Source organism: Micromonospora lacuserhaii, assembly GCF_036902735.1.
GTDB lineage: Bacteria > Actinomycetota > Actinomycetes > Mycobacteriales > Micromonosporaceae > Micromonospora.
In genome coordinates, this window is record NZ_JBAKHO010000007.1 from 71,561 (window position 1) to 91,488 (window position 19,928).

At 75.0% G+C, this 19,928-nt stretch carries 17 protein-coding genes and 1 riboswitch; of the genes, 7 read left to right on the plus strand and 10 right to left on the minus strand.

Annotated features, from left to right (window positions below; genetic code table 11):
• Nucleotides 1-170 precede the first annotated feature (170 nt).
• Complete coding sequence (locus tag V6U81_RS07095; protein ID WP_334485695.1) at nt 171-1,886, plus strand: hypothetical protein; 1,716 nt, start codon at nt 171-173, stop codon at nt 1,884-1,886.
• 88 nt (nt 1,887-1,974) lie between these two features.
• On the opposite strand, the gene V6U81_RS07100 is transcribed toward V6U81_RS07095, so the two are convergent.
• Nucleotides 1,975-2,382 (minus strand): hypothetical protein, encoded by a 408-nt coding sequence (locus V6U81_RS07100; protein WP_334485697.1) that lies wholly within the window; start codon nt 2,380-2,382, stop codon nt 1,975-1,977.
• 119 nt (nt 2,383-2,501) lie between these two features.
• Complete coding sequence (locus tag V6U81_RS07105; protein WP_334485699.1) at nt 2,502-2,648, minus strand: hypothetical protein; 147 nt, start codon at nt 2,646-2,648, stop codon at nt 2,502-2,504.
• Nucleotides 2,649-2,942: 294 nt separating this feature from the next.
• Between V6U81_RS07105 and V6U81_RS07110 the strand changes: the two genes are divergently transcribed.
• Together V6U81_RS07110 and V6U81_RS07115 are read left to right on the plus strand one after the other, a co-directional pair.
• Entirely contained in the window at nt 2,943-3,305 is a 363-nt protein-coding gene (locus V6U81_RS07110; RefSeq protein WP_334485701.1) for an STAS domain-containing protein, read from the plus strand.
• A gap of 229 nt (nt 3,306-3,534) precedes the next feature.
• On the plus strand, nt 3,535-3,993 hold the full coding sequence (locus V6U81_RS07115; RefSeq protein WP_334485703.1) for an SRPBCC family protein: 459 nt from the start codon (nt 3,535-3,537) through the stop codon (nt 3,991-3,993).
• A gap of 572 nt (nt 3,994-4,565) precedes the next feature.
• On the opposite strand, the gene V6U81_RS07120 is transcribed toward V6U81_RS07115, so the two are convergent.
• From V6U81_RS07120 to V6U81_RS07135, 4 genes are all read right to left on the minus strand, one after another.
• Nucleotides 4,566-5,639: a coiled-coil domain-containing protein gene (locus V6U81_RS07120; RefSeq protein ID WP_334485705.1), complete on the minus strand. Its 1,074-nt coding sequence runs from the start codon at nt 5,637-5,639 to the stop codon at nt 4,566-4,568.
• 4 nt (nt 5,640-5,643) lie between these two features.
• Nucleotides 5,644-5,774: riboswitch (cyclic di-AMP (ydaO/yuaA leader) on the minus strand.
• Between the two features lie 154 nt (nt 5,775-5,928).
• Nucleotides 5,929-6,843 (minus strand): cation diffusion facilitator family transporter, encoded by a 915-nt coding sequence (locus V6U81_RS07125; RefSeq protein WP_334485707.1) that lies wholly within the window; start codon nt 6,841-6,843, stop codon nt 5,929-5,931.
• Nucleotides 6,844-6,958: 115 nt separating this feature from the next.
• Nucleotides 6,959-9,076 (minus strand): HelD family protein, encoded by a 2,118-nt coding sequence (locus tag V6U81_RS07130; RefSeq protein ID WP_334485709.1) that lies wholly within the window; start codon nt 9,074-9,076, stop codon nt 6,959-6,961.
• 123 nt (nt 9,077-9,199) lie between these two features.
• The gene (locus V6U81_RS07135) at nt 9,200-10,123 is read right to left on the minus strand and encodes an alpha/beta fold hydrolase (RefSeq protein ID WP_334485711.1); all 924 of its coding nucleotides are present in this window, start codon (nt 10,121-10,123) and stop codon (nt 9,200-9,202) included.
• Nucleotides 10,124-10,275: 152 nt separating this feature from the next.
• Between V6U81_RS07135 and V6U81_RS07140 the strand changes: the two genes are divergently transcribed.
• Complete coding sequence (locus V6U81_RS07140) at nt 10,276-10,902, plus strand: carbonic anhydrase (RefSeq protein WP_334485713.1); 627 nt, start codon at nt 10,276-10,278, stop codon at nt 10,900-10,902.
• Nucleotides 10,903-10,984: 82 nt separating this feature from the next.
• On the opposite strand, the gene V6U81_RS07145 is transcribed toward V6U81_RS07140, so the two are convergent.
• Nucleotides 10,985-11,314, minus strand: coding sequence for a hypothetical protein (locus V6U81_RS07145; RefSeq protein WP_088960914.1), 330 nt, complete (start codon nt 11,312-11,314; stop codon nt 10,985-10,987).
• A gap of 319 nt (nt 11,315-11,633) precedes the next feature.
• On the opposite strand from V6U81_RS07145, the gene V6U81_RS07150 reads away from it, so the two are divergent.
• The 3 genes from V6U81_RS07150 to V6U81_RS07160 all read left to right on the plus strand — a co-directional run bounded on the left by V6U81_RS07150 (nt 11,634) and on the right by V6U81_RS07160 (nt 16,362).
• Nucleotides 11,634-12,125 (plus strand): DUF3145 domain-containing protein, encoded by a 492-nt coding sequence (locus tag V6U81_RS07150; protein WP_334485715.1) that lies wholly within the window; start codon nt 11,634-11,636, stop codon nt 12,123-12,125.
• 97 nt (nt 12,126-12,222) lie between these two features.
• Nucleotides 12,223-13,965 carry a glycoside hydrolase family 3 protein gene (locus tag V6U81_RS07155; RefSeq protein WP_334485717.1) on the plus strand — a complete coding sequence of 581 codons (1,743 nt, stop codon included), beginning with the start codon at nt 12,223-12,225 and terminating at the stop codon, nt 13,963-13,965.
• Between the two features lie 120 nt (nt 13,966-14,085).
• On the plus strand, nt 14,086-16,362 hold the full coding sequence (locus V6U81_RS07160) for a hypothetical protein (protein WP_334485719.1): 2,277 nt from the start codon (nt 14,086-14,088) through the stop codon (nt 16,360-16,362).
• Between the two features lie 16 nt (nt 16,363-16,378).
• Here V6U81_RS07160 and V6U81_RS07165 read toward each other — a convergent pair whose 3' ends face one another.
• From V6U81_RS07165 to fabF, 3 genes are all read right to left on the minus strand, one after another.
• On the minus strand, nt 16,379-17,092 hold the full coding sequence (locus tag V6U81_RS07165; protein ID WP_334485721.1) for a class I SAM-dependent methyltransferase: 714 nt from the start codon (nt 17,090-17,092) through the stop codon (nt 16,379-16,381).
• 162 nt (nt 17,093-17,254) lie between these two features.
• A complete protein-coding gene (locus tag V6U81_RS07170; RefSeq protein ID WP_334485724.1) occupies nt 17,255-18,679 on the minus strand; it encodes an acyl-CoA carboxylase subunit beta in 1,425 nt (474 codons plus the stop codon).
• A gap of 22 nt (nt 18,680-18,701) precedes the next feature.
• Complete coding sequence (gene fabF, locus V6U81_RS07175) at nt 18,702-19,928, minus strand: beta-ketoacyl-ACP synthase II (protein WP_334485726.1); 1,227 nt, start codon at nt 19,926-19,928, stop codon at nt 18,702-18,704.

Here is a 19,928-nt window from a genome sequence, read left to right on the forward strand (position 1 = left end):
GGGTCCGCGGGCGCGGGTCGCGGCCCGCCGATGGCGAGCCTGTCACCGCCCGGGGTGAGCCTTCCTCCCCCGATCCGGGTGAGCGGACGGGTCGGCGGGCGTCCCGGCGGCGTCGACAAGCGGGCCCGGCGCGGGGCACGATCTGGCGGGTCGGTGGAGGGGCGGGGCGGATGGACCGGATGCGCCGGGCGGCACGGGCGATGTGGCGGTGCGGCCGGCACGAGTGGACCCTCGCCGTGCTCGCCGCGCTGGCCACGGCCGCCGCGCTGACCTGGCCCACCCTGCGGGACCCGGCCGGCACCATCCCGCAGGACACCGGGGACCCGACGTTGCAGGCGTGGCAGCTCGCCTGGGGTGGGCACGCGCTGGCCACCGACCCGGCGCACCTGTGGCACTCGAACACGTTCTTCCCCGAGCCGTACACCTACGCCTACTCGGACACCCTGCTGGGCTTCGCCCCGTTCGGGCTGGTCGGTGACGGGCCGGTGGCCGCGGTGGTCCGCTACAACCTGCTGTACGTGCTGGTGCACGCGCTCGCCCTGGTCGGGGCGTACGCCCTGAGCCGGCAACTGGGGGCCGGCCGGGCCGGTGCGGCGGTGGCCGGGGCCTCCTTCGCGTACGCCCCGTGGAAGCTGGCCCAGGCCGGGCACCTGCACGTGCTCTGCGTCGGCGGGATCGCCCTGTCGCTGGCCATGCTGGCCCGGGGGCACGGCTGGTCGCTGCGGCACGGCCACCGGGCCGACCGGGTGCGTCCCGGCTGGGCGGCCGCCGGGTGGGCGGTCGCCGCCTGGCAGGTCACCCTGGGCTTCGGCATCGGCCTGCCCTTCGCGTACGCCATGGGGGTGCTCTGCCTGGTCGTGGCCGGCGGGTACGCGCTGACCTGGTGGCGGCGGCGGCTCCGGCCGGCCCTTCCGCGCGGGCTGCTCCTGGCCGACGTGGCCGGTGTGGTCGGGTTCGCCGGGGTGACCCTGCTGATGGCCGCGCCCTACCTGGAGGTGGTGGCCCGGCACCCGGAGGGCCGGCGGACGGCGGCCCAGATCGCGATGTTCTCCCCGCCGTGGTCGGGCTTTCTGACCGCGCCGCCGCAGTCCTGGCTGTGGGGGGAGCGACACGAGGCGGCCCGGACGGTCCTCGGCTTTCCGGGGGAGATGACCCTGCTGCCCGGGATCACGCTGGTCGGGCTGGCGCTGACCGGCCTCTTCTTCTCCGTCTGGCGGGTGCGGCACCGGCTGGCGCTGGCCGCCGGGGTGCTGCTCAGCGTGGCCCTGGCCGCGGGTAGCACGTTCGGCGGGGACGGCGACCCGGGGTACCTGACGCTGGTCCGGCACGTGCCGGGCTGGGACGGGGTGCGCACCCCGGGGCGGTTGGTGCTCTGGACGACGCTGCTGCTGGGTGTCCTGGCCGCCGGGGGGTTGACCGTGCGGGAGGACTCGACGGCTGCCGGCCGCACGCGCCGGGTGGCCCGCTGGGCGCTGGTGCTGCCGGTGGCGCTGGTGCTGCTGGAGGGGGTCAACCGGACGCCGCACGTGCCGGTGCCGGCCGAGCCGGTGGCGCTGCACGGGATCGCCGGCCCGGCGCTGGTGCTGCCCAGCGAGGGCATCCGGGAGTACCACGTGATGCTCTGGTCGACCGACGGCTTCCCCCGGGTGGTCAACGGGTTGGCCTCGTTCACCCCGGCCTCGCAGGAGGCGATCCGCGCGGCGAGCGTGTCCTTCCCGGACGTCGGCTCGGTGGCGTACCTGCGGGCGGTCGGGGTGCGCACGGTGGTGCTGCTGCCCCGGTACGCGACGGGCACCCCCTGGCAGGACGCGGCCGGCCGGCCGGTGGACGGGCTGGGCGTGCGCCGCGAGGTGGTCGCCGACGGGATCGTCTTCCACCTGGACTGACGGCTGCCCGCCCGCAGAGGCCCCGGCCGACCCGTCCGTCGGCCGGGGCCCGGTCCCGGTGCGTGTGCCGCGGGCAGTGCGGTGGCGCTCAGCCGTCCAGGCCGGTGACCGGGGAGCTCGGCCGGTCCACGTCGACGAACTCGATGTCGTCGACGGCCCGGTCGCGGCTGCCGGCCGCCCGCGCGGCGGTGCCGGCGGCCCAGCCGATGGCGGCGCCGACGAGCGCCGCGCTGATCAGCAGCGTCCACGGCAGGGCCGGGCGGCGCCCGGCCAGCGCGTCGAAGGCCAGGGTGGCCCGCCGACGGGCCTCGTCCGCGGCCGAGCCGACCAGGTCGCCCGCGTCGGAGAGCCCGGAGCCCCCGCTGCCGCGGACGGTCCTGGCGGCGTCGCGAACGCTGTCGCCGGCGTTGCCGATCGCGGCGGCCAGTTGCTGCCAGGCCTGGTCGGCGATCCGCTCGGGCTTGCTGCGGCGCTCCAGCAGGTTGCTACCGAACATCGTGGTTACCTCCTCGGGGTGCCGAAGTCTGCGGCCACTTCGGACGTCGACGTCTCAGCGGCGCGTCACGGTCCGCTCTCCGGCCAGTGCCCAGCCGGGGCGGCCCGCAAACCCGCGTCCTAGCGCACCACGGCCACCGCGGCCGCGCGGGCGAAGTCGTCGTCGCCGTCGTCATCGTCGTCATCGTCCCCGCCACCGAAGCCGCAGGCCAGGACGAGAGCGAGCAGCGCGCCGACGCCGGCCAGGCCGAGCAGTCTCCTGATCATCGATGCGATCCTTCCGCCGTAGTGGTGACCCCGTCTCTCCCGTGAGCCTAGGCAGTCCGGGCAACCCGGGACGGCAACCTGGGACGACGAGCGGCCGGCGGCTCGCCGGGGGACCGGATCCCGAATCGGGTGGCGGGCGACCGCTACCCTGGGTCGGTTGGAGCGGGCCCGGTCCGTCCGGATCCGCGAATTGCTCATCCCGAGGGGTGGCGACCGAGGCCGTCGGAGGAATACTCTCGGTCGCGGCCCGCGTACTGATGAGGCGCCCATGGACGGGCGAGTGGAGGTGCTCGCGTGAGCCTGTCGATCGTGAAGTCGGTTCTGCAGGGTGGTGTCGTCGAGATCGCCCCGCGTGGCGAGATCGACGTCGACACCGCGTACGAGGTGCGTGAGGCGATCGCCGAGGTGCTCGCGAAGGGGCGTCCGGCTCGGATCGAGCTCAACATGCGGCTCGTCAGCTTCATCGACTCCGTCGGCATCAGCGCGATGGTGGCCGGCTTCCAGACCGCCGAGGTCAGCGGCGTCAAGCTGGTCGTCACCGAGCCGAGCCGGTTCGTGCACCGCCAGCTCTGGGTGACCGGCCTGCTGGGCCTCTTCGGTGCCCCCGAGCCCTACTTCGCCGGCGCCGCCACCCCCGAGGTCCTCCCCGGCGCCTGAGCGCGGTCGCGGCCCCGGGTCGTTTGTAGCGTCCAGAGGGACGCCCGCCCACCGGCCTCGCGCCTGCGGAGCCCGACCCGGGACGGGCCCGTCGGACACTACGAACTTGATGACGGGAACGAATCACGCCGCCAGGGCGCACCCGTCCACACCCCGCCGGCGCGCACGCGTTGCCAGGTCGCTCCGGTTACGGCACGATCGGGCCACCGACGAGGGTGGTGGAGGCGCAGTGGTCCGGCGGGAGTCGTTCAGCTACACGGTGCAGGCGCGCTGCTCGCGGGCGGATGCGGTGGCGCTGCTGAGCGACCCGGCCCGGCAGGAGGAGCTGCACCCGCTGATCGTCCGGGTCCGCCGGTTGCCGCCCCGCCCCGGCGCCCGGGCCAGCTACGCGATCACCGACCGGCTGGAGGTGGGGCCGCTGCGCTTCCCGGTCACCTACCAGGCCGACGTCCTGGTGGTCACCGACGACGAGATCGTCACGGTGGCCCGCCAACAGCCCGGCACGACCGTGCGCAACCACACCCGGCTCCGGGACGAGGCCGGCGTGCTGCGGATCGACGTGGAGATCACCCTGGCGGCGCCCGCGCCGCTGTTCGGGTACGCCTTCCGCCAGGCCCGGGCCGCCCACCTGGGACTGGCCAGCCGGCTCGGCGCGGTCCTGGGCCGGGAGGCCGACGGCGGGCCGTGACGCCGCGGCGGGTGCGTCCCCACGGCTTCCAGGTGGAGATCACGGTCAGCGCGACCAGTAGGACGGTGGAGACGCTCGGGGCGATCACCACGTCGGCCCGCAGGTGCGCGGTGGCGTCCGGAGCGGCGGCGGCCTGGATGCGCGGCGTGAGCTGGAACAGCACCAGGCCCAGCATCACCGTGGTCACCGCGAGCTTGACCAGCACCCATCGGTGCCGGAGCAGCCCCCACGGGGTGAGCAGCGCGCTGGCCACGCCGACCAGCCAGACCAGCACGCTCAGCGGCGCGAAGAGCCAGGTGACGAGCAGCGCGGCCGCCGGGTAGACCACCTCCGGGTCGGCCCCACGCAGCCCGGCGACGCCGAGGGTCAGCAGCACCAGGTCGGCGCCGAGCCAGCCCAGCGAGGTCACCAGGTGCAGGGTGAGCAGGGTCTTGCGGGCGTCGGGGGAGAGTCTGACCATGTCCCCGATGCTCGTCGGCCGGGAGCGGCCCGTCGTGGGCCGGGCGACGACATCCGGCGTACGGCCGGGGACGTACGCCGGTGGCCCGGGGCGGGCCACCGGCGTACCCGGGTCAGTACACCGACAGGTGCACGTGGTTGGTGTGGTCGCTGGACGGGTCCCCGCCCGCCCCGCTGTACGACTTCCAGCCGCTGCTGGGCAGCCAGATCTGCCGGTACCAGATCACGTAGAGCACACCGAGCCGGTCGGCGTTGCGGATGAAGTACGCGGCCAGGTTGTTGCCGTACGTCCTGTCCCCGCCGGTGGCGTCCCCGCCGAAGCCGCTGACCTGGGCGGCGAAGTCACAGGCCCGCCCCTTGGGGTGCTCGCCGGAGCCACTGGGCCGGTAGCAGGAGACGTACCTCTTGAAGCCGGCGGCCTGGGCCTGCTGGAGCGCGTTGAGCATCCGCGGGGTGATGCAGCCGTCGGCGGGCGTCGGGTCGTCGATGCTGCACGACTCCGGCGGCCAGGAGCCGTCGGGGTTGCGGGTCGCCGGCTTGGCGTTCGCGGTGGACGTACCCGAGGTGGACCCGCCACTGTCGGCGGCGGCGGGCGGGTCGGGCTTCTGGGCGGCGGCGACCTCGAGCGCCCGCTCGGCCTGCTGCTTGCGCTTGGCCATCACGGTGACCTGTCGGCGCTCCTCGATGACCTCGCGGTCGATCGCGGCGCGCGTCCGGGTGGCCTCGTCCCGGGTCCGGATGAGGTTGCGCAGTTCCCGGTCCTCGTTGGCGGCGACCGTCTCCAGCGCCGCGGCCCGGTCCAGGAAGCCCTCCGGGGAGGAGCTGCTGAGCAGCGCCGTGACCGGCCCGAGGCGGCCCGTCCGGTACGCCACGCCGGCGATCTCGCTGACCTTGCCGTTGCGCACGCCCAGCTCCGCCTCGACGGTCTTGAGCTGGGCGGTGAGCGCCTGCTGCCGCTTGGTGGAGCGGTCCAGCGCGGCCCGGGCGTCGAGCCAGCCCTTGCTGGCCGCGTCGAGCTGGGCCCGCAGCTCGGGGCTGCCGCCCTCGTCGTCGTCGCCGGGGGCGGCGAGCTGGGCGGTGCCGGGTGCGGCCATGGCCGGCGTGGCGACCGGCGCGGACGACACGCCCAGGGCGAGCGTCGCGGCGACCGCGGCCAGCAGCCGCGCGGTGGTGCGTCGTACGTGCATGCACATGTCCTTCCGTCAGCCGCCGACCGGGTTAGCTGACGGGTTCGGGACGGAAGATCCCTACCGCTGACGCGGCTGCACCCCACGAACATGGTTCCCCGGCTCGCCTCGAGGGCGATTAGGCGACGGCCACCGCCGGCGCCGATGGGCGCCGCCGGGCGGAGGCCGGGACCGAGCCTACCGGTACGGGTGTGACATCCGCCCATTTCGTGACTCACGGTACGCGAGGGAAACCTGTTGAAGCGGGGACAAGAGAATAAAACGGGTGGAAATCTTAAGGAGCCGCTAACTACCAGTGCGACGGCCCGCAACTGCCGGGCGACGCGCCCGGCTCGATCTGCAGGGTGGCGTGCTCGATGTGGAAGTCCTCGTGCAGGGCGCTGCGGGCGGCGGCGAGCACCGTCCCGACCTCGGCGCCCGGGATGGTGGTCAGGTGGGCGGAGGCCACGTCCATGCCGGAGGTGAGCGTCCAGACGTGCAGGTCGTGTACCTCGGCCACGCCGGGGACGGCGGTCAGCCGATCGTGCACCGCGGTCACCTGGAGGTGCTCCGGCGCGGCCTGGACCAGGATGCGCACCGCCGCCCGGCCGAGCCGCCAGGTGCGGGGGAGGATGAACACGCCGATCGCCACGGCCACCGCCGGGTCGGCCCACCACCAGCCGGTGCCGGCGATGAGCAGCGCCGCGCCGATCACGCCGAGCGAGCCGAGCAGGTCCCCGACCACCTCCAGGTACGCCCCGCGCAGGTTGAGGCTCTCCTTGGCGCCCGGGCGGAGCAGGGCGAACGCGGCGAGGTTGGCGAGCAGGCCGAGCAGCGCCACCGCGAGCATCGGGCCGGTGACCACCTCGGGCGGGTTGCCGAACCGGCGTACCGCCTCGATCAGGACGTAGACCGCGACCCCGCTGAGCAGCACGGCGTTGGCCAGCGCGGCGAGCACCTCCAGCCGGTAGAGCCCGAAGGTGCGCTGCGGGTCGCGGTCGGCGAGCCGGGTGGCGGTGATGGCGGCGAGGGCCATCCCGATGCCGAGCACGTCGGTGAACATGTGCCCGGCGTCGGAGAGCAGGGCCAGCGAACCGGTGCCGAAGGCGGTGACCGCCTCGACCACCATGAGCGCGGCGAGCAGCCCGAAGGCCGCCCAGAGTCGCCCCCGGTGCCGCTGCGCGGCGTTGGTGACCGCCCCGCTGTGGTCATGCCCTCCGCCCACGCCCACACCTTCCGTCCCCGCCGCGCACCCGACCCAACCTATGCTCACATCGCTATATATCCAACCCACCCTGACCCCAGACCGGGCATGGGTCTTGGGGTGGGGTGGGGGTGGGTCAGGGGGTGGGGTCGAGGGTGGTCAGGCGTTGGGTGGCGCGGGAGAGGGCCACGTAGAGGGTGCGCACGCCCGAGGGCTCCGCGCGGATCTCGCTGGGGCAGACCAGCACCACGCCGTCGTACTCCATGCCCTTGGCCTGGAGGCTCGTCACCACCTGGAGCCGGCCGCCGCCCGTACCACCGGCCAGCCAGCCGGCCACCTCGTCCCGGCGCGGCACCGGGGTGATCACCCCGACCGTCCCCTCGACCTCGGCGAGCAGCGTCTCCACCGCCTCCACCGTCGCGGCTGGCAGCTCCGCCGCCGGGACGGTCAGCGCGACCGGGTCGACCCCGGTGGAGCGGACCGCCGTCGGCAGCGCCAGGTCGGGGTGCAGCCGCCGGATCTCCGCCGCCGCCACCGCGAAGATCTCCGCGGAGTTGCGGTAGTTGGTGGTGAGCACGAACCGGTGCCGCCGGCGGCGGCCGAGTGCCTGGTCGCGGGACCGGTCCAGCTCCGCCGGGTCGCCCGACCACGCGGTCTGCGCCGGGTCGCCGACCACCGTCCAGGACGCCAGCCGGCCCCGCCGGCCGACCATCCGCCACTGCATCGGCGAGACGTCCTGCGACTCGTCCACCACCACGTGCGCGTAGTCGCGGTAGTCCTCCGGACGTTCCCGGGCCGCCGCCCGGGCGGCACGCTGCCGGTCGCCGAAGGTGCTCAGCTCCCGTACCCCGCCCGCCAGCTGGAACGGGTCGCGCTTCTGCTTCGTCGGCCGCACCGGCTTGCCCAGCATCGCGTCCAGCTCGTCCAGCAGGGCGATGTCGGCCACCGTGAGCCCCTCGCTGTCCAACGTCCGGTACGCCTCGCCGAGCAGGGTGATCTCCGCCCGGGACAGGACGCCCCCGGCGTACCCGCGCAGCCGCTCCGGGCGGGCCAGCCAGCCCAGCACGTGCCGGGGGTGCAGCCGGGGCCACCACGCCTTGAGGAACTCCCGGAACTCCGGCCGGTCGATGATCTCGTCCTCGAAGGCCGGCTGCTCCGGCAGGCGGGCGACGATCAGCCGCCGGGCCTGGGCGTACAGCGCGCCGAGTACCGCGTCGAAGCCGGCCCGACGCACCTCGTTGCGCCGCGCCCCCCGGGAGAGCACCCGGTCCCGGATCCCGTCCAGCTCACGGCGCTCCAGCCGCAGCAGCGTGCCCCGGTAGAGCAGGCGCAGCTCGTCCGGGCCACCCGGTACGGCGTCCCGCACCGCCCGTTCCAGCACCCGGCGAATCCGCAGCGAACCCTTCACCGCCGCCACCTCCGGCGGGTCGGTCCGGGTCGCCGACATGCCGGGGAAGAGTGAGCCGAGCGAGTGCAGGGTGGCGGTCTCCTCGCCCAGCGACGGGAGCACCGAGGCGATGTACTCGACGAAGACCGAGGAGGGGCCGACCACCAGGATGCCGCCGCCGGCGTACCGGCTGCGGTCGGAGTAGAGCAGGTACGCCGCCCGGTGCAGGGCTACCGCCGTCTTGCCGGTGCCCGGGCCGCCGGAGACGATCGTGACCCCGGAACCGGGGGAGCGGATCGCCTCGTCCTGCTCGCGCTGGATGGTGGCGACGATGTCCCGCATCCCGCGCCCGGTCGCCCTCGAGAGGGTGGCCAGCAGCGCCCCGTCACCGACCACCGCCAGGTCCGGCGGCGCCGACTCCGGGTCGAGCAGGTCGTCCTCGATCCGGGTGACCTTTTCGTTGGCCGAGCTGATGGTGCGCCGCCGCACCACGCCCAGCGGCTCCGCCGGGGTGGCCTGGTAGAAGGCGGCGGCGGCCGGCGCGCGCCAGTCGACCACCAGCGTCTCGGCGTCCTCGCCGCGCACCCCGAGCCGCCCGACGTGCAGCACCTGCCGGTCGCGCAGGTCCAACCGGCCGAAGACCAGCCCCTCGTGCTCGGCGTCCAGCATGTGCCGGCGCTGCGCGGCGTGGAAGACCATCGCGTCCCGCTCGACCAGCGCCCCGAAGTTGCCGACCCGGGCGAGCCGGTAGCCGTCCCGCTCCGCGCGGGCCGCCGCGAGACGGAGTTCGGCGAGGCGGGCGTACACCCGGTCGAGGTGCCGCTGCTCGGCGGCCATCTCCTGTTCCAGGGTGGTCTGGTCGGTCAACGTACGGGCTCCTGAGCGGCGGCGGCGGCCGGGCGCGGACGCGCCGGACGGAGAATGAGGGTACGGGCAGCGTACGGGCACCCGTCGAGGCCGCTGGAGCGGGCGCGCGACCACGGTGCCGGCTCAGCCCGCCGGGGTCGCTTCCGGAGCGCCGGTCAGCACCCGGCGCAGCACCCCGGCCAGGGCGGCGTTCACCTCGTCCGGTCGTTCCATCATCAGCATGTGCCCGGCACCCGGGCAGACGGTCAGCTCGGTCACCGGCAGCGCCGCCGCGATCGACTGTGCGCACGGCGGCGGGGTGAGCCGGTCCCGGTCGCCGACCAGCGCCGCCGCCGGCACGTGCGCCAGCGCGGCGAGGGTGTCCAGCCGGTGCTGGTCGCCGATCGAGGCGCGGAACCCGCCGATCGAGCGCAGCGAGGCCCGGGCCACCGCCGAGGTCACCAGGCGGATGTCCGACGGCTCGCAACGGTCGCCGAAGAGCATCCAGCGGATGCTCGGCTGGAGGGCGCGCAGCAGCGCCCGGGGTGGCCGCCACGAACCGCACCGGGCCAGCACCCCGGCGCCGGTGGTCTCGGCGAGCCGGATCAGCCGGGCGATGCGGGGGGAGAGGCCGTAGACGGTGTGCGTGTGCCCCTCGGCGGTGGTGGAGACGAAGACCAGGCCGGCGGTCCGGGCGGCGAAGTGCTCCGGGTGGCGGTGGGCGTACTCCATCACGGTCATCCCGCCCATCGAGTGCCCGACGAGCAGCACCGGGCCGGTCGGGGCCACCTCGTCCAGCACCGCGGCCAGGTCGTCGCCGAGCTGGGCCAGGGTCGCCGTGCGCAGCGTCATGCAGCTGGACCGGCCGTGGCCCCGGGCGTCGTAGGTGACCACCCGGACCGCGTCGCCGAAGCGCTCCCGCAGGTCGGTCAGCTGCCGGTGCCAGGCCCGCCCGTCCAGGGTCCAGCCGTGCAGCATGACCACGGTCACCGCCGCGTCCGCCGGGCCGGTCACCTCGACGTGCAGGCGTACGTCGTCCGGAAGCCGTACCTCCCGCTGCTCCGACATTCGCCACCTCCCCCGGGCCGCCCGGTTCCCACCACCGGAGTAGACCCGGTGGGTGACACACCGGCTACCCGTCATGACACCACGCCAACCGTGGTGGTGAGAAGATTCGCAACCCGCCCCGCGGCGTCGGATCGGTGACGAGGCTGGGGGACATGCGCCCGTCCACGCCACCGCCGGTCCCCGGACCGGGCCGGACCCCGCGGTCCGCCCTGGCCGAGCTGCTCGCCGGCAACCGGCGCTTCGTCAGTGGCCGCCCGGTGCACGGGCACGACGTGACCGCCGCGGCGGCCGTCGCCTCGGGCGACCAGCAGCCGTACGCGGTGGTGCTGGGCTGCATCGACTCGCGGGTTCCGCTGGAGGCGATCTTCGACCAGACCTTCGGGTCGATCTGCGTGATCCGCACCGGCGCGCACGTGCTGGACCGCGCGGTCTGCGGCTCCATCGAGTACGTGGTGCACCAGCTCGGGGTGCCGCTGGTGATGGTGCTCGGGCACGAGCGCTGCGGGGCGGTCGCCTCGGCGGTCGACACCCTGCGTACCGGGCGGCGCCCCGACGGGTCGCTGGGCTACCTGGTGGACCAGATCGCCCCGGCGGTGGCGGAGGTGGGCGCCGACGACCCCCGGGCGCACCCGCTGGCGGTCCGCCGGCACGTGCTGCGGACGGTGGCCGCGCTCGGCGCCGACGAGCTGCTCGCCGGGCCGGTCGCCGAGGGGCGGGTCGACGTGGTCGGCGCCCTGTACGACCTGGCCACCGGCGATGTCGCCCTGCTCGACCACTGACGGCCGCGGGGCGCTGGAAAGGCGGAAACCGCCCGCCGGGGTGACCCGACGGGCGGTTCCAGGTGTCGCTCTGGGGGAGGGCTCAGCCCTCGAAGACGCCGGCCTCGACGAGGCGCTTCTCGGTCTTGTCCCAGCCGTCGCCCGGGTGGGTGGCGGCGAGGTTGTTGATCTCAGCGCGGATCTTGGCGGCGTGGCCGGCGGCGGCCAGCACCCGGATCTCCTCGACGAAGGCGTCCGAGTCGGTCCGCAGGTGCGCGGTCTTGCCGTTGGTCAGGTTCCGCACGTAGGCGTGCTTGCCGCCGTTGAGCGGGATGAGGTACTTGAACTCGCCCAGCACGCTGAGGGCGCCACCCTGGCCAGCCTGGCCGGCCCGGACTGACGCGCGCGCGGTCTTAGAGGTGTTGCTCGCCACGGAGGTACTCCTTGCAAGACGTACGGGAGGACGGGAATCGTCCGGGGGCTGTATGCGGATGACGCCCGGATGAGCCTCAGCCCGCGAAGATGTACGGCGGCACAGAACCGCCCAGAGAACTGTACACGACCACGATGCCTGGCTGGCCACCGTGCCTGTCGGAGAGCACAACCGAGGTCACCGGTCCGGGTATTTCCGGCCGGCGAATTTTCCGATTCCCTGGCGCACCATCCGTCACAGCAGTCATGATGTGTCGCAGGAACCACTCGGGTGGTCGAGGTCGTAGGGGAAGACGCACCTCGGTCTCCGGGAGGTCACCGTGCCAACGCGTGGCGTCGTATACGTCCACTCGACCCCGCTCGCCGTGTGCTCGCACGTCGAGTGGGCGATCGCGCGCGTCCTCGCCGCGCCGGTCAACCTGCAGTGGACGGCACAGCCCGTCGATCCCGGCGCCCGCCGGGCCGAGTGCGGGTGGACCGGTAGCCCGGGGACGGGCGCCGAACTGGCTGCTGCCCTCCGGCAGTGGCCCATGATCCGTTTCGAGGTCACCGAGGAGCCCAGCTCGGGCGCCGACGGGGAGCGCTTCATGTACGTCCCCGGCCGCGGCCTGTTCCGGGCCACCGTCGGCGCGGCCGGGGACATCCAGCTCGGCGAGGACCGGCTGCGCAGCCTGATGGCCGCCGCCCGGGCCCCGGAGGCGCTGGCCCACGCCCTGGACAAGGCGCTCGGCACGGCCTGGGACGCCGAGCTGGAGCCGTACCGTTACGCCGGCGACGGCGCCCCGGTGACGCTGCTCACCCGTGTGGGCTGACCCGGGTCGGTGTACCAGGACACCCCGGTCCGGACGGGCACGCCCCGCACCGCCCGCCGTCCGGTCGGGTTGCCCCGATAAGTCGGCAACGGGTTTGATGGGCCATGTGTCGACCTCTCCGCGACGTGCCGGCGTCGCCCTCGCCACCCTGACCGCGCTGCTCGTCTCCGGGTGCTCGGCGGAGACAGCGCGACCCCGCCCGACGGCCAGCCCGTCGACCGCCGCCGCGAGCCCCACCGGCACACCGACGGCCATCCCCGTCGACCCCGCGGACCCGGCCGCCCGGGCCGCCGCGCTGGTCGGCACCCTCGCCGACGAGGACCTGGTCGGCCAGGTGCTGATGCCCTACGCCTACGGCAGCTCCGCCACCAAGGTGTCGCCCGGTTCCGCCACCGGTAACCAGGCCCTCGCCGGGGTCGACACCCCCGCCGAGATGATCGCGAAGTACCGCCTCGGCGGGTTGATCCTGGTCGGCTTCAGCGCCGACGACCCCACCTCCGGCAACCAGGCCACCACCAACGTCGACAACCCGGCCCAGGTCCGCGAGCTGACCACCGGGCTGCGCGCCGCCGCCGGGAAGCTCCCCGCCGGCCCGGCGCCCTTCCTGGTCGGCACCGACCAGGAGTACGGGGTGGTCACCCGGATCACCGACGGCGTCACCGCGCTGCCCAGCGCGCTCGCCGCCGGGGCCGCCGACAAGCCGGCGCTGACCGAGGCCGCCTGGCGGGCGGCCGGCGCCGAGCTGGCCGCGATGGGGATCAACATGGACTTCGCGCCGGTCGCCGACGTGCTCGCCACCCGCAGCAAGGTGATCGGCTCCCGCTCGTTCGGCGCCGACCCGCGACGGGTCTCCCCGCAGGTCGCCGGCGCGGTGAAGGGGCTGCAGAGCAGCGGTGTCGCGGCCAGCGTCAAGCACTTCCCCGGCCACGGGCTCAGCGCCGCCGACTCCCACCAGGAGGTGCCGGTGGTCGGCCAGTCCCGGGCCGAACTCGACGCCACCGCCTTCCCGCCGTTCCGCGCCGGGATCGACGCCGGGGCGATGGCGGTGATGTCCGCCCACCTCGACGTCCGGTCGGTCGACCCGGGCACCCCGGCTACCTTCTCGCACAAGCTCCTCACCGACGTGCTCCGTGGCCAGCTCGGCTTCACCGGCGTGGTGGTCACCGACGGGATGAACATGCCGCCGGCCAAGCGCTGGGCGCCCGGCGAGGCGGCCGTCCGGGCCCTGCTCGCCGGCAACGACCTGATCCTGATGACCCCGAACGTCGGCCAGGCGTACGACGGGCTGCTCGCCGGCCTGCGCGACGGCTCGCTGCCCCGGGCCCGGCTGGTCGAGGCGGCCACCCGGGTGCTGACCATGAAGTTCCGGCTCGCCGACCGGCCCGCCCCGGCCATGTCCACCCTGAACAGCCCCGCCCACCGGGCGGCGGCCGCCGACCTCGCCGCGGCCGCGGTGACCCAGCTGCGCGGCGCCTGCGCCGCACCGGTACGCGGCCCGGTGACCGTCACCTCGTCGGCCGGCCGGGACCGGACCCGGGCCGCGCTGACCGAGGCCCTGACCGCCGCCGGCGTGCCGGTGGTCCCGAGCGGCGGCACCAGCGTCCACCTGGTCGGGTACGGCGACGACAGCGGCGACCTGAAGGCCGGCGCGGCGGTGACCGTCGCCATGGACACCCCGTACGTGCTGGAGAAGGCGACCTCGCCGACCCTGCTGGCCACCTACACCTCCACCCGTACCGCGATGGACGCGCTCGCCCGGGTGCTCGCCGGTAAGGCCCGCCCCACGGGCCGCTCGCCGGTGCCGGTGCCCGGCCTGCCCGCCACCAGCTGCGCCGGCTGACCGGGGCCGTTCCGAACCGGGGAGCGCGGCCCGGCCCGGCTGATAGCGTGCGACCGTCCGCCAGCCGACGACGGGAGAGACGAGCGCCGTGACGGGACCCACGCCGGCCGGCGGCCCACGGTGACCGCGCTCGCCACCGGGGACGCCACCCCGTCGACCGCCGTCCCGCGCCGCCCGGCCGCGCTCCGGCTCGCTCCGGCGCTCGCCGGGTACGCGGTGATCGCGGTCGTGCTGCTCGCGGCCGGTACCTCCCCGGTCGACCTGCTCCGCTACACGGCGTACGCCGGGCTGGCCGTGGTGCTGCCCGGCACGCTGGTCTGGCGGGCGCTGCGCCGGCACCCGCACACCCTGGTCGAGGACCTGGCGATGGGCGCCGCCGTCGGGCTGGTGCTGGAGCTGGCCGGCTGGGCGGTGTTCACCGCCGTCGGGGCGCCGGACCGGCTGCGGCTCTGGCCGCTGGCCGTGCTGGTGCCGTTCGCCGCGGTGCCCCGGCTGCGTCGGCACTGGCGCCCCCGCGACCTGGTCCCGGTGCCCGCCGGCTGGGCCTGGTCGCTCGCCGCGGTGGTGGCCGGCTTCACCCTCTACCTGTACCACTCGTTCCTGCGGGTCAACCCGGTGCTGCCCACCGACGAGGGGCAGGCCCAGTACCTCGACCTGGCGTTCCAGCTCTCGCTGGCCGGCGCGGCCACCCACCAGGCGCCGCTGGACGTGCCGCAGGTCGCCGGTGAGCCGCTGCACTACCACTGGTTCGGCTTCGCCCACCTGGCCGCGGCCAGCCTGGTCAGCGGCGTGGACCTGCCCACGGTCTTCTTCCGGCTCGGGGTGCCGGCGCTCTGCGCGCTCGCCGCGGTGCTGGTCGCCGTGGTGGGCTGGCGGGTCACCGGCCGGCCGTACGCCGGGGTGGTCGCCGCCGCGCTGATGTTCACCGTGGGCGAATTCGGCTACGAGAACGGCGTCCGGCAGCTCTTCGGCACCCAGGCCACCTTCATCGTCTGGGGCAGCCCCTCGATGACGTACAGCTGGGTGCTGCTCTTGCCGCTGATCGCCGTGCTCGCGGAGATCGTGGGGCGGGCCCGGGGCACGACGGTGCCGCCGGTCGGCCGGGGCGCCTGGGTGCTCGCGGCGGTCCTGCTCGCCGCCGCCACCGGGGCCAAGGCCAGCTCGGTGCCGGTGGTGCTGGCCGCGTTGGCCCTCACCGCCGCGGTCACCCTGCTGGCCCGGCGGCGGTTGCCCCGGGCGGTGCTCGTCGCCGCGGGGCTGGCCGTGACGACGCAGGTCTTCGCCACCGCCGTGCTGTTCGCGTTCGAGAGTCACGGGGTGACCGTGGACCCGCTGTCCGGGCTGCGCCCGTACGTGGGCGAGGGGCACTCGGCCGGGGTGGGCGCGCTGCTCTGGACCGGGGTGGCCGTCGCCTTCCTGCTCAACCTTGAGCTCCGGCTCGCCGGCGTGCTGGCGCTGCTCCGGCTGCGCCGATGGCGGCTGGAGCCGGTGCAGGTGTTCCTGCTCGGCGGGGCGGTCGCCGGCCCGGCGATCTACCTGCTGGTCGGGCACCCCGGCAGCAGCAACCAGTACTTCACCCGGTCCGGGTTCGCCTTCGGGGTGCTGCTGTCCGCGTGGGGGTACGTCGAGCTGCTCGACCGGGCGGCGCTGACCCGCCGCGCCGGGGCGCTGCTCGGCGCGGGCGCCGCCGCCTTCGCGCTGCTGCTGACCGGGTACCAGTTGCGCTTTCCGACCACCGTGCCGCCCGGCCGGCCGTACGCCCCGGTGTTGCCGCTGCTCTGCTGGGCCGCGGCGCTGCTGGTGCTGGTCCTGCTGGTGGCGCTGCTCTGGCCCGGACTGGTCGGCCGCCGGCCGGGGCTGTCCGGCCGGGGCGGCGCGGTGCTGCTCACCGCGGTGCTGGTCGCCGGCGCCCCCGGGTTGGTGCTGGACGCGGCGGCGGCCCGGCAGTACCCGAACGGCGGGGCGTACCCGGTGGAGCGGATGCCGGCCTCCCGGGTGCAGGCCGCCCGCTGGGTGTACGCGCACAGCGCCCCGGACGACGTGGTCGCCACCAACGTGCACTGCCGCGCGGTCGTCAGCGGCTGGTGCGACGCCCGCTCGTTCTGGCTCAGCGGGTACAGCCAGCGGTCGGTGCTGGTGGAGGGGTGGGCGTTCGCGCCCCGGATGGTCGGCCTGCCCGGCGGCCCGTACGCCCCGTTCTGGGACCCGGCGCGGCTGCGCGCCAACGACACCGCGTTCACCGCCCCGACCGCCGACGGCCTGGCCGAGCTGCGCGACCGGTACGGGGTGCGCTGGCTGGTCGTCGACCGGCAGGAGGCGCCGGAGGCACCGGAGCTGGCCGCGCTGGCCGACCTGCGCTACGCCAACTCCCGGATGGCCGTCTACCGGCTCCGCTGACCGGGCCGGCGCCGGGTCACTCCGCCGGGCGGTGGGCCCGCAGCATCAGCGTGACGCCGGGCAGCGACCGCACCGGCAGGTACCGCTCGGCGGTGACGATCGTCCGCAGCCCCAGGTTGACCACCGGGTTGAGGTCGTCCAGGTCGCTGCCGGAGGAGTGGCGGCGCCGCCAGGCGGCCACCGGGCGGAGCAGCACGTTCCAGCTCCACAGCTCGTCCACCACCAGGCCGGCCTTCTCGATCACCGCGCGCAGCGACTCCCGGTCGTAGCGGCGGACGTGCCCCACCGCGACGTCGTGCGCCGACCAGAGCGCCATGTCGGCGGGGACGGCGATCAGCGCCGTGCCGCCAGGGCGCAGGGTGCGACGGATCTCCGCGGCGGCGAGGTGGTCCTCGTCGAAGTGCTCGAGGATGTCGAAGGCGACCACCAGGCCCAGCCGAGCCGACCGGACGGGCAGCCGCCGCGCGTCGGCCCGGATCACGTCCAGCCCGCGCTCGCGGGCCACCCCCGCGCCCTCCACGCTGTATTCCAGCGCGAGCGGTCGCCAGCCGTGCGCACGCAGCACCCGGGTGTTGCCGCCGCCGGCCGCGCCGATGTCCAGCGCCTCCGAGGGACGGACCCCGCCGGCGGCCAGCCGGTCCAGCGACCGTACGAGCAGCGCGCGCCGCTCGCGGTACCACCAGTGGGTGTCCTCGAGCGCGGCGAGTTTGCGGATCTCGGTCGCTTCCACGGCGTGCTCCTCGGGCGGGCTGTCAACGGCCCTCACCCTAGCGGTTCGGCGGGCGTACGGCCGCCCGGAGGAACCCGGACGCGGCACCGGCGGCGCAACCGGCGCCGGGACACGGTCAGGGCCCGCGCTCACCGAGCGCGGGCCCTGACCGCATCGACCTGCCTACAGCGGGATGTTGCCGTGTGCGCCCCGGGCGGCCGGGGCCGCGGCGAGCGCCTCGGCGATCCGGCGCCGGGTCTCCTCCGGCTTGATCACGTCATCCACCACGCCGATCTCCAGCGCCCGGTTCACCCCGCCGGCGACCCGGGTCTGCTCCTCGATCAGCTGTGCCCGCAGCGTCTCCCGCTGCTCCGCCGGCGCGGCGGCGAGCTTCTTGCGGTGCAGGATGTTGACCGCGGCGCTGGCACCCATCACCGCGACCTCCGCGTTCGGCCAGGCGAACACCGCGGTGGCGCCGAGCGAGCGGGAGTTCATCGCGATGTACGCGCCGCCGTACGCCTTGCGGGTCACCAGGGTCACCCGCGGCACCACCGCCTCGGCGAACGCGTGCAGCAGCTTCGCTCCGCGCCGGACCACGCCGTCCCACTCCTGGCCCAGGCCGGGCAGGTAGCCGGGGACGTCGACCAGCACGATCAGCGGCACCCCGAGCGAGTCGCACATCCGCACGAACCGGGCCGCCTTCTCGGCGCTGGACGCGTCGAGGCAGCCACCCAGCCGCAGCGGGTTGTTGGCGATCACGCCGACCGTCCGGCCGGCGAACCGGCCGAGCGTGGTGACCACGTTCGGCGCCCACTTCGCGTGCAGCTCCACGCCCGGCGCGTCGAGCAGCGCCTTGACCACCGGCTTCACGTCGTAGGCCCGGTTGGTCTCGACGGGCATCTTGGCGGTCAGGTCGTGGCCGTCGGCCACACCGGTCGGCACGTCGTCCGGACAGAGCCGGCCCTGGCGGCCCAGCAGCGCGGCGAGCTTGCGCGACTCGGTCATCGCCGCCTCGTCGTCCGCGCAGGTCACGTGCACCACGCCGGAGCGCCGGCCGTGCGGCTCGGGCCCGCCGAGGCGCTCCATGTCGACCTGTTCGCCGGTGACGCTGCGGACCACCTCGGGCCCGGTCACGAAGATCCGCCCGGCGCCGCTCATCACCACGATGTCGGTCAGCGCCGGCCCGTACGCCGCGCCACCGGCCGCCGGGCCGAGGACCACGGAGATCTGCGGCACCCGGCCGGAGGCCCGGACCATGGCGGCGAAGACCTGCCCGACGGCGTCGAGCGCGACCACGCCCTCGGCCAGCCGAGCCCCGCCGGAGTGCCAGAGGCCGAGCACCGGCACCCGCTCCCGAACCGCGGTGTCGATCGCGTCGACGACGTGCCGGCACCCGTCGGTGCCCATCGCGCCGCCCATCCTCGTGGCGTCGGTGGCGTACGCGATCGCCGGCGTGCCGTCGATCTCGCCCCGCGCCCAGAGCACACCGGAGGTGTCCCGCGGCGCCAGCAGGCGCAGGGAGCCCGCGTCGAACAGGGCCCGGAGCCGGACCTCGGGATCCCGGTAGTCGACTGTGGAGCTGTCCGCGCTGACGGCGGTCGCTGTCACTTGAGCCTCCAAGGCTGTGGTGTCAGGCACGCGTGAAGACGAGAGCCACGTTGTGACCGCCGAAGCCGAACGCGTTGTTCAACGCGGCGGGGATCTCCATGTGGCGCGCCTTGTGGGCGGCCACCTCCAGGCTCAGACCGTCGTCCGGGTCATCCAGGTTGATCGTCGGAGGGACGACACCGTCGCGGATGGCCAGGATGGTGGCGATCGACTCCAGCGCCCCGGCGGCGCCGAGCAGGTGACCGGTCATCGACTTGGTCGCCGACAGCACCGGGTGGTCACCGAGCGCCTTGTGCAGCGCGCCGATCTCCAGCATGTCGCCGACCGGGGTGGAGGTGGCGTGCGCGTTGACGTGGGTGATGTCGGTCTTCGCCACGTCCGCGTCGGCGATGGCCTTCGCGATCGCCCGGATGGCGCCCTCACCCTCGGCGTGCGGCTGCACGATGTCGTACGCGTCGGAGGTGATCCCCGCGCCGGCGAGGCGCGCGTACACCCGGGCGCCGCGGGCGGCGGCGTGCTCGGCGCTCTCCAGCACGATCACCCCGGCGCCCTCACCGAGCACGAAGCCGTCCCGGCCCTTGTCCCACGGACGGGAGGCCCGCTCCGGCTCGTCGTTGCGGGTCGACATGGCCCGCATCGAGGCGAAGCCGGCGATCGGCAGCGGGTGGATGACCGCCTCGGTGCCGCCGGCCACCACCACGTCGGCCCGGCCGGCGCGGATCATGTCCAGGCCCAGCGCGATGGCCTCCGCGCCGGTGGCGCAGGCGCTGGCCACCGAGTGCACGCCGGCCTTGGCGCCCAGCTCCAGCCCGACCCAGGCGGCCGGGCCGTTCGGCATCAGCATCGGGATGGTGTGCGGGGACACCCGGCGCGGACCGGACGCCTCCAGGATGTCGTCCTGGGCGAGCAGGGTCAGCGCGCCGCCGATGCCGGAGCCGACGCTGACGCCCAACCGCTCCGGGTCGAGCCCGGAGTCGGCCAGGCCGGCGTCCGCCCAGGCCTGCTGCGCCGCGATGATCGCGATCGCCTCGGAGCGGTCCAACCGGCGCAGCTTCACGCGGTCGATCAGCCCGGCCGGATCCACCGCGAGCGGGGCGGCGATCCGGACCGGCAGTTGCTCGGCCCACTCCTGGGTGAGGGCAGTCACCCCGGAGCGGCCGGCGAGCATGGCGTCCCAGGTCGACGCGACGTCCCCGCCCAGCGGGGTGGTCGCGCCGAGCCCGGTGACGACGACGTCGGGGCGACTCAT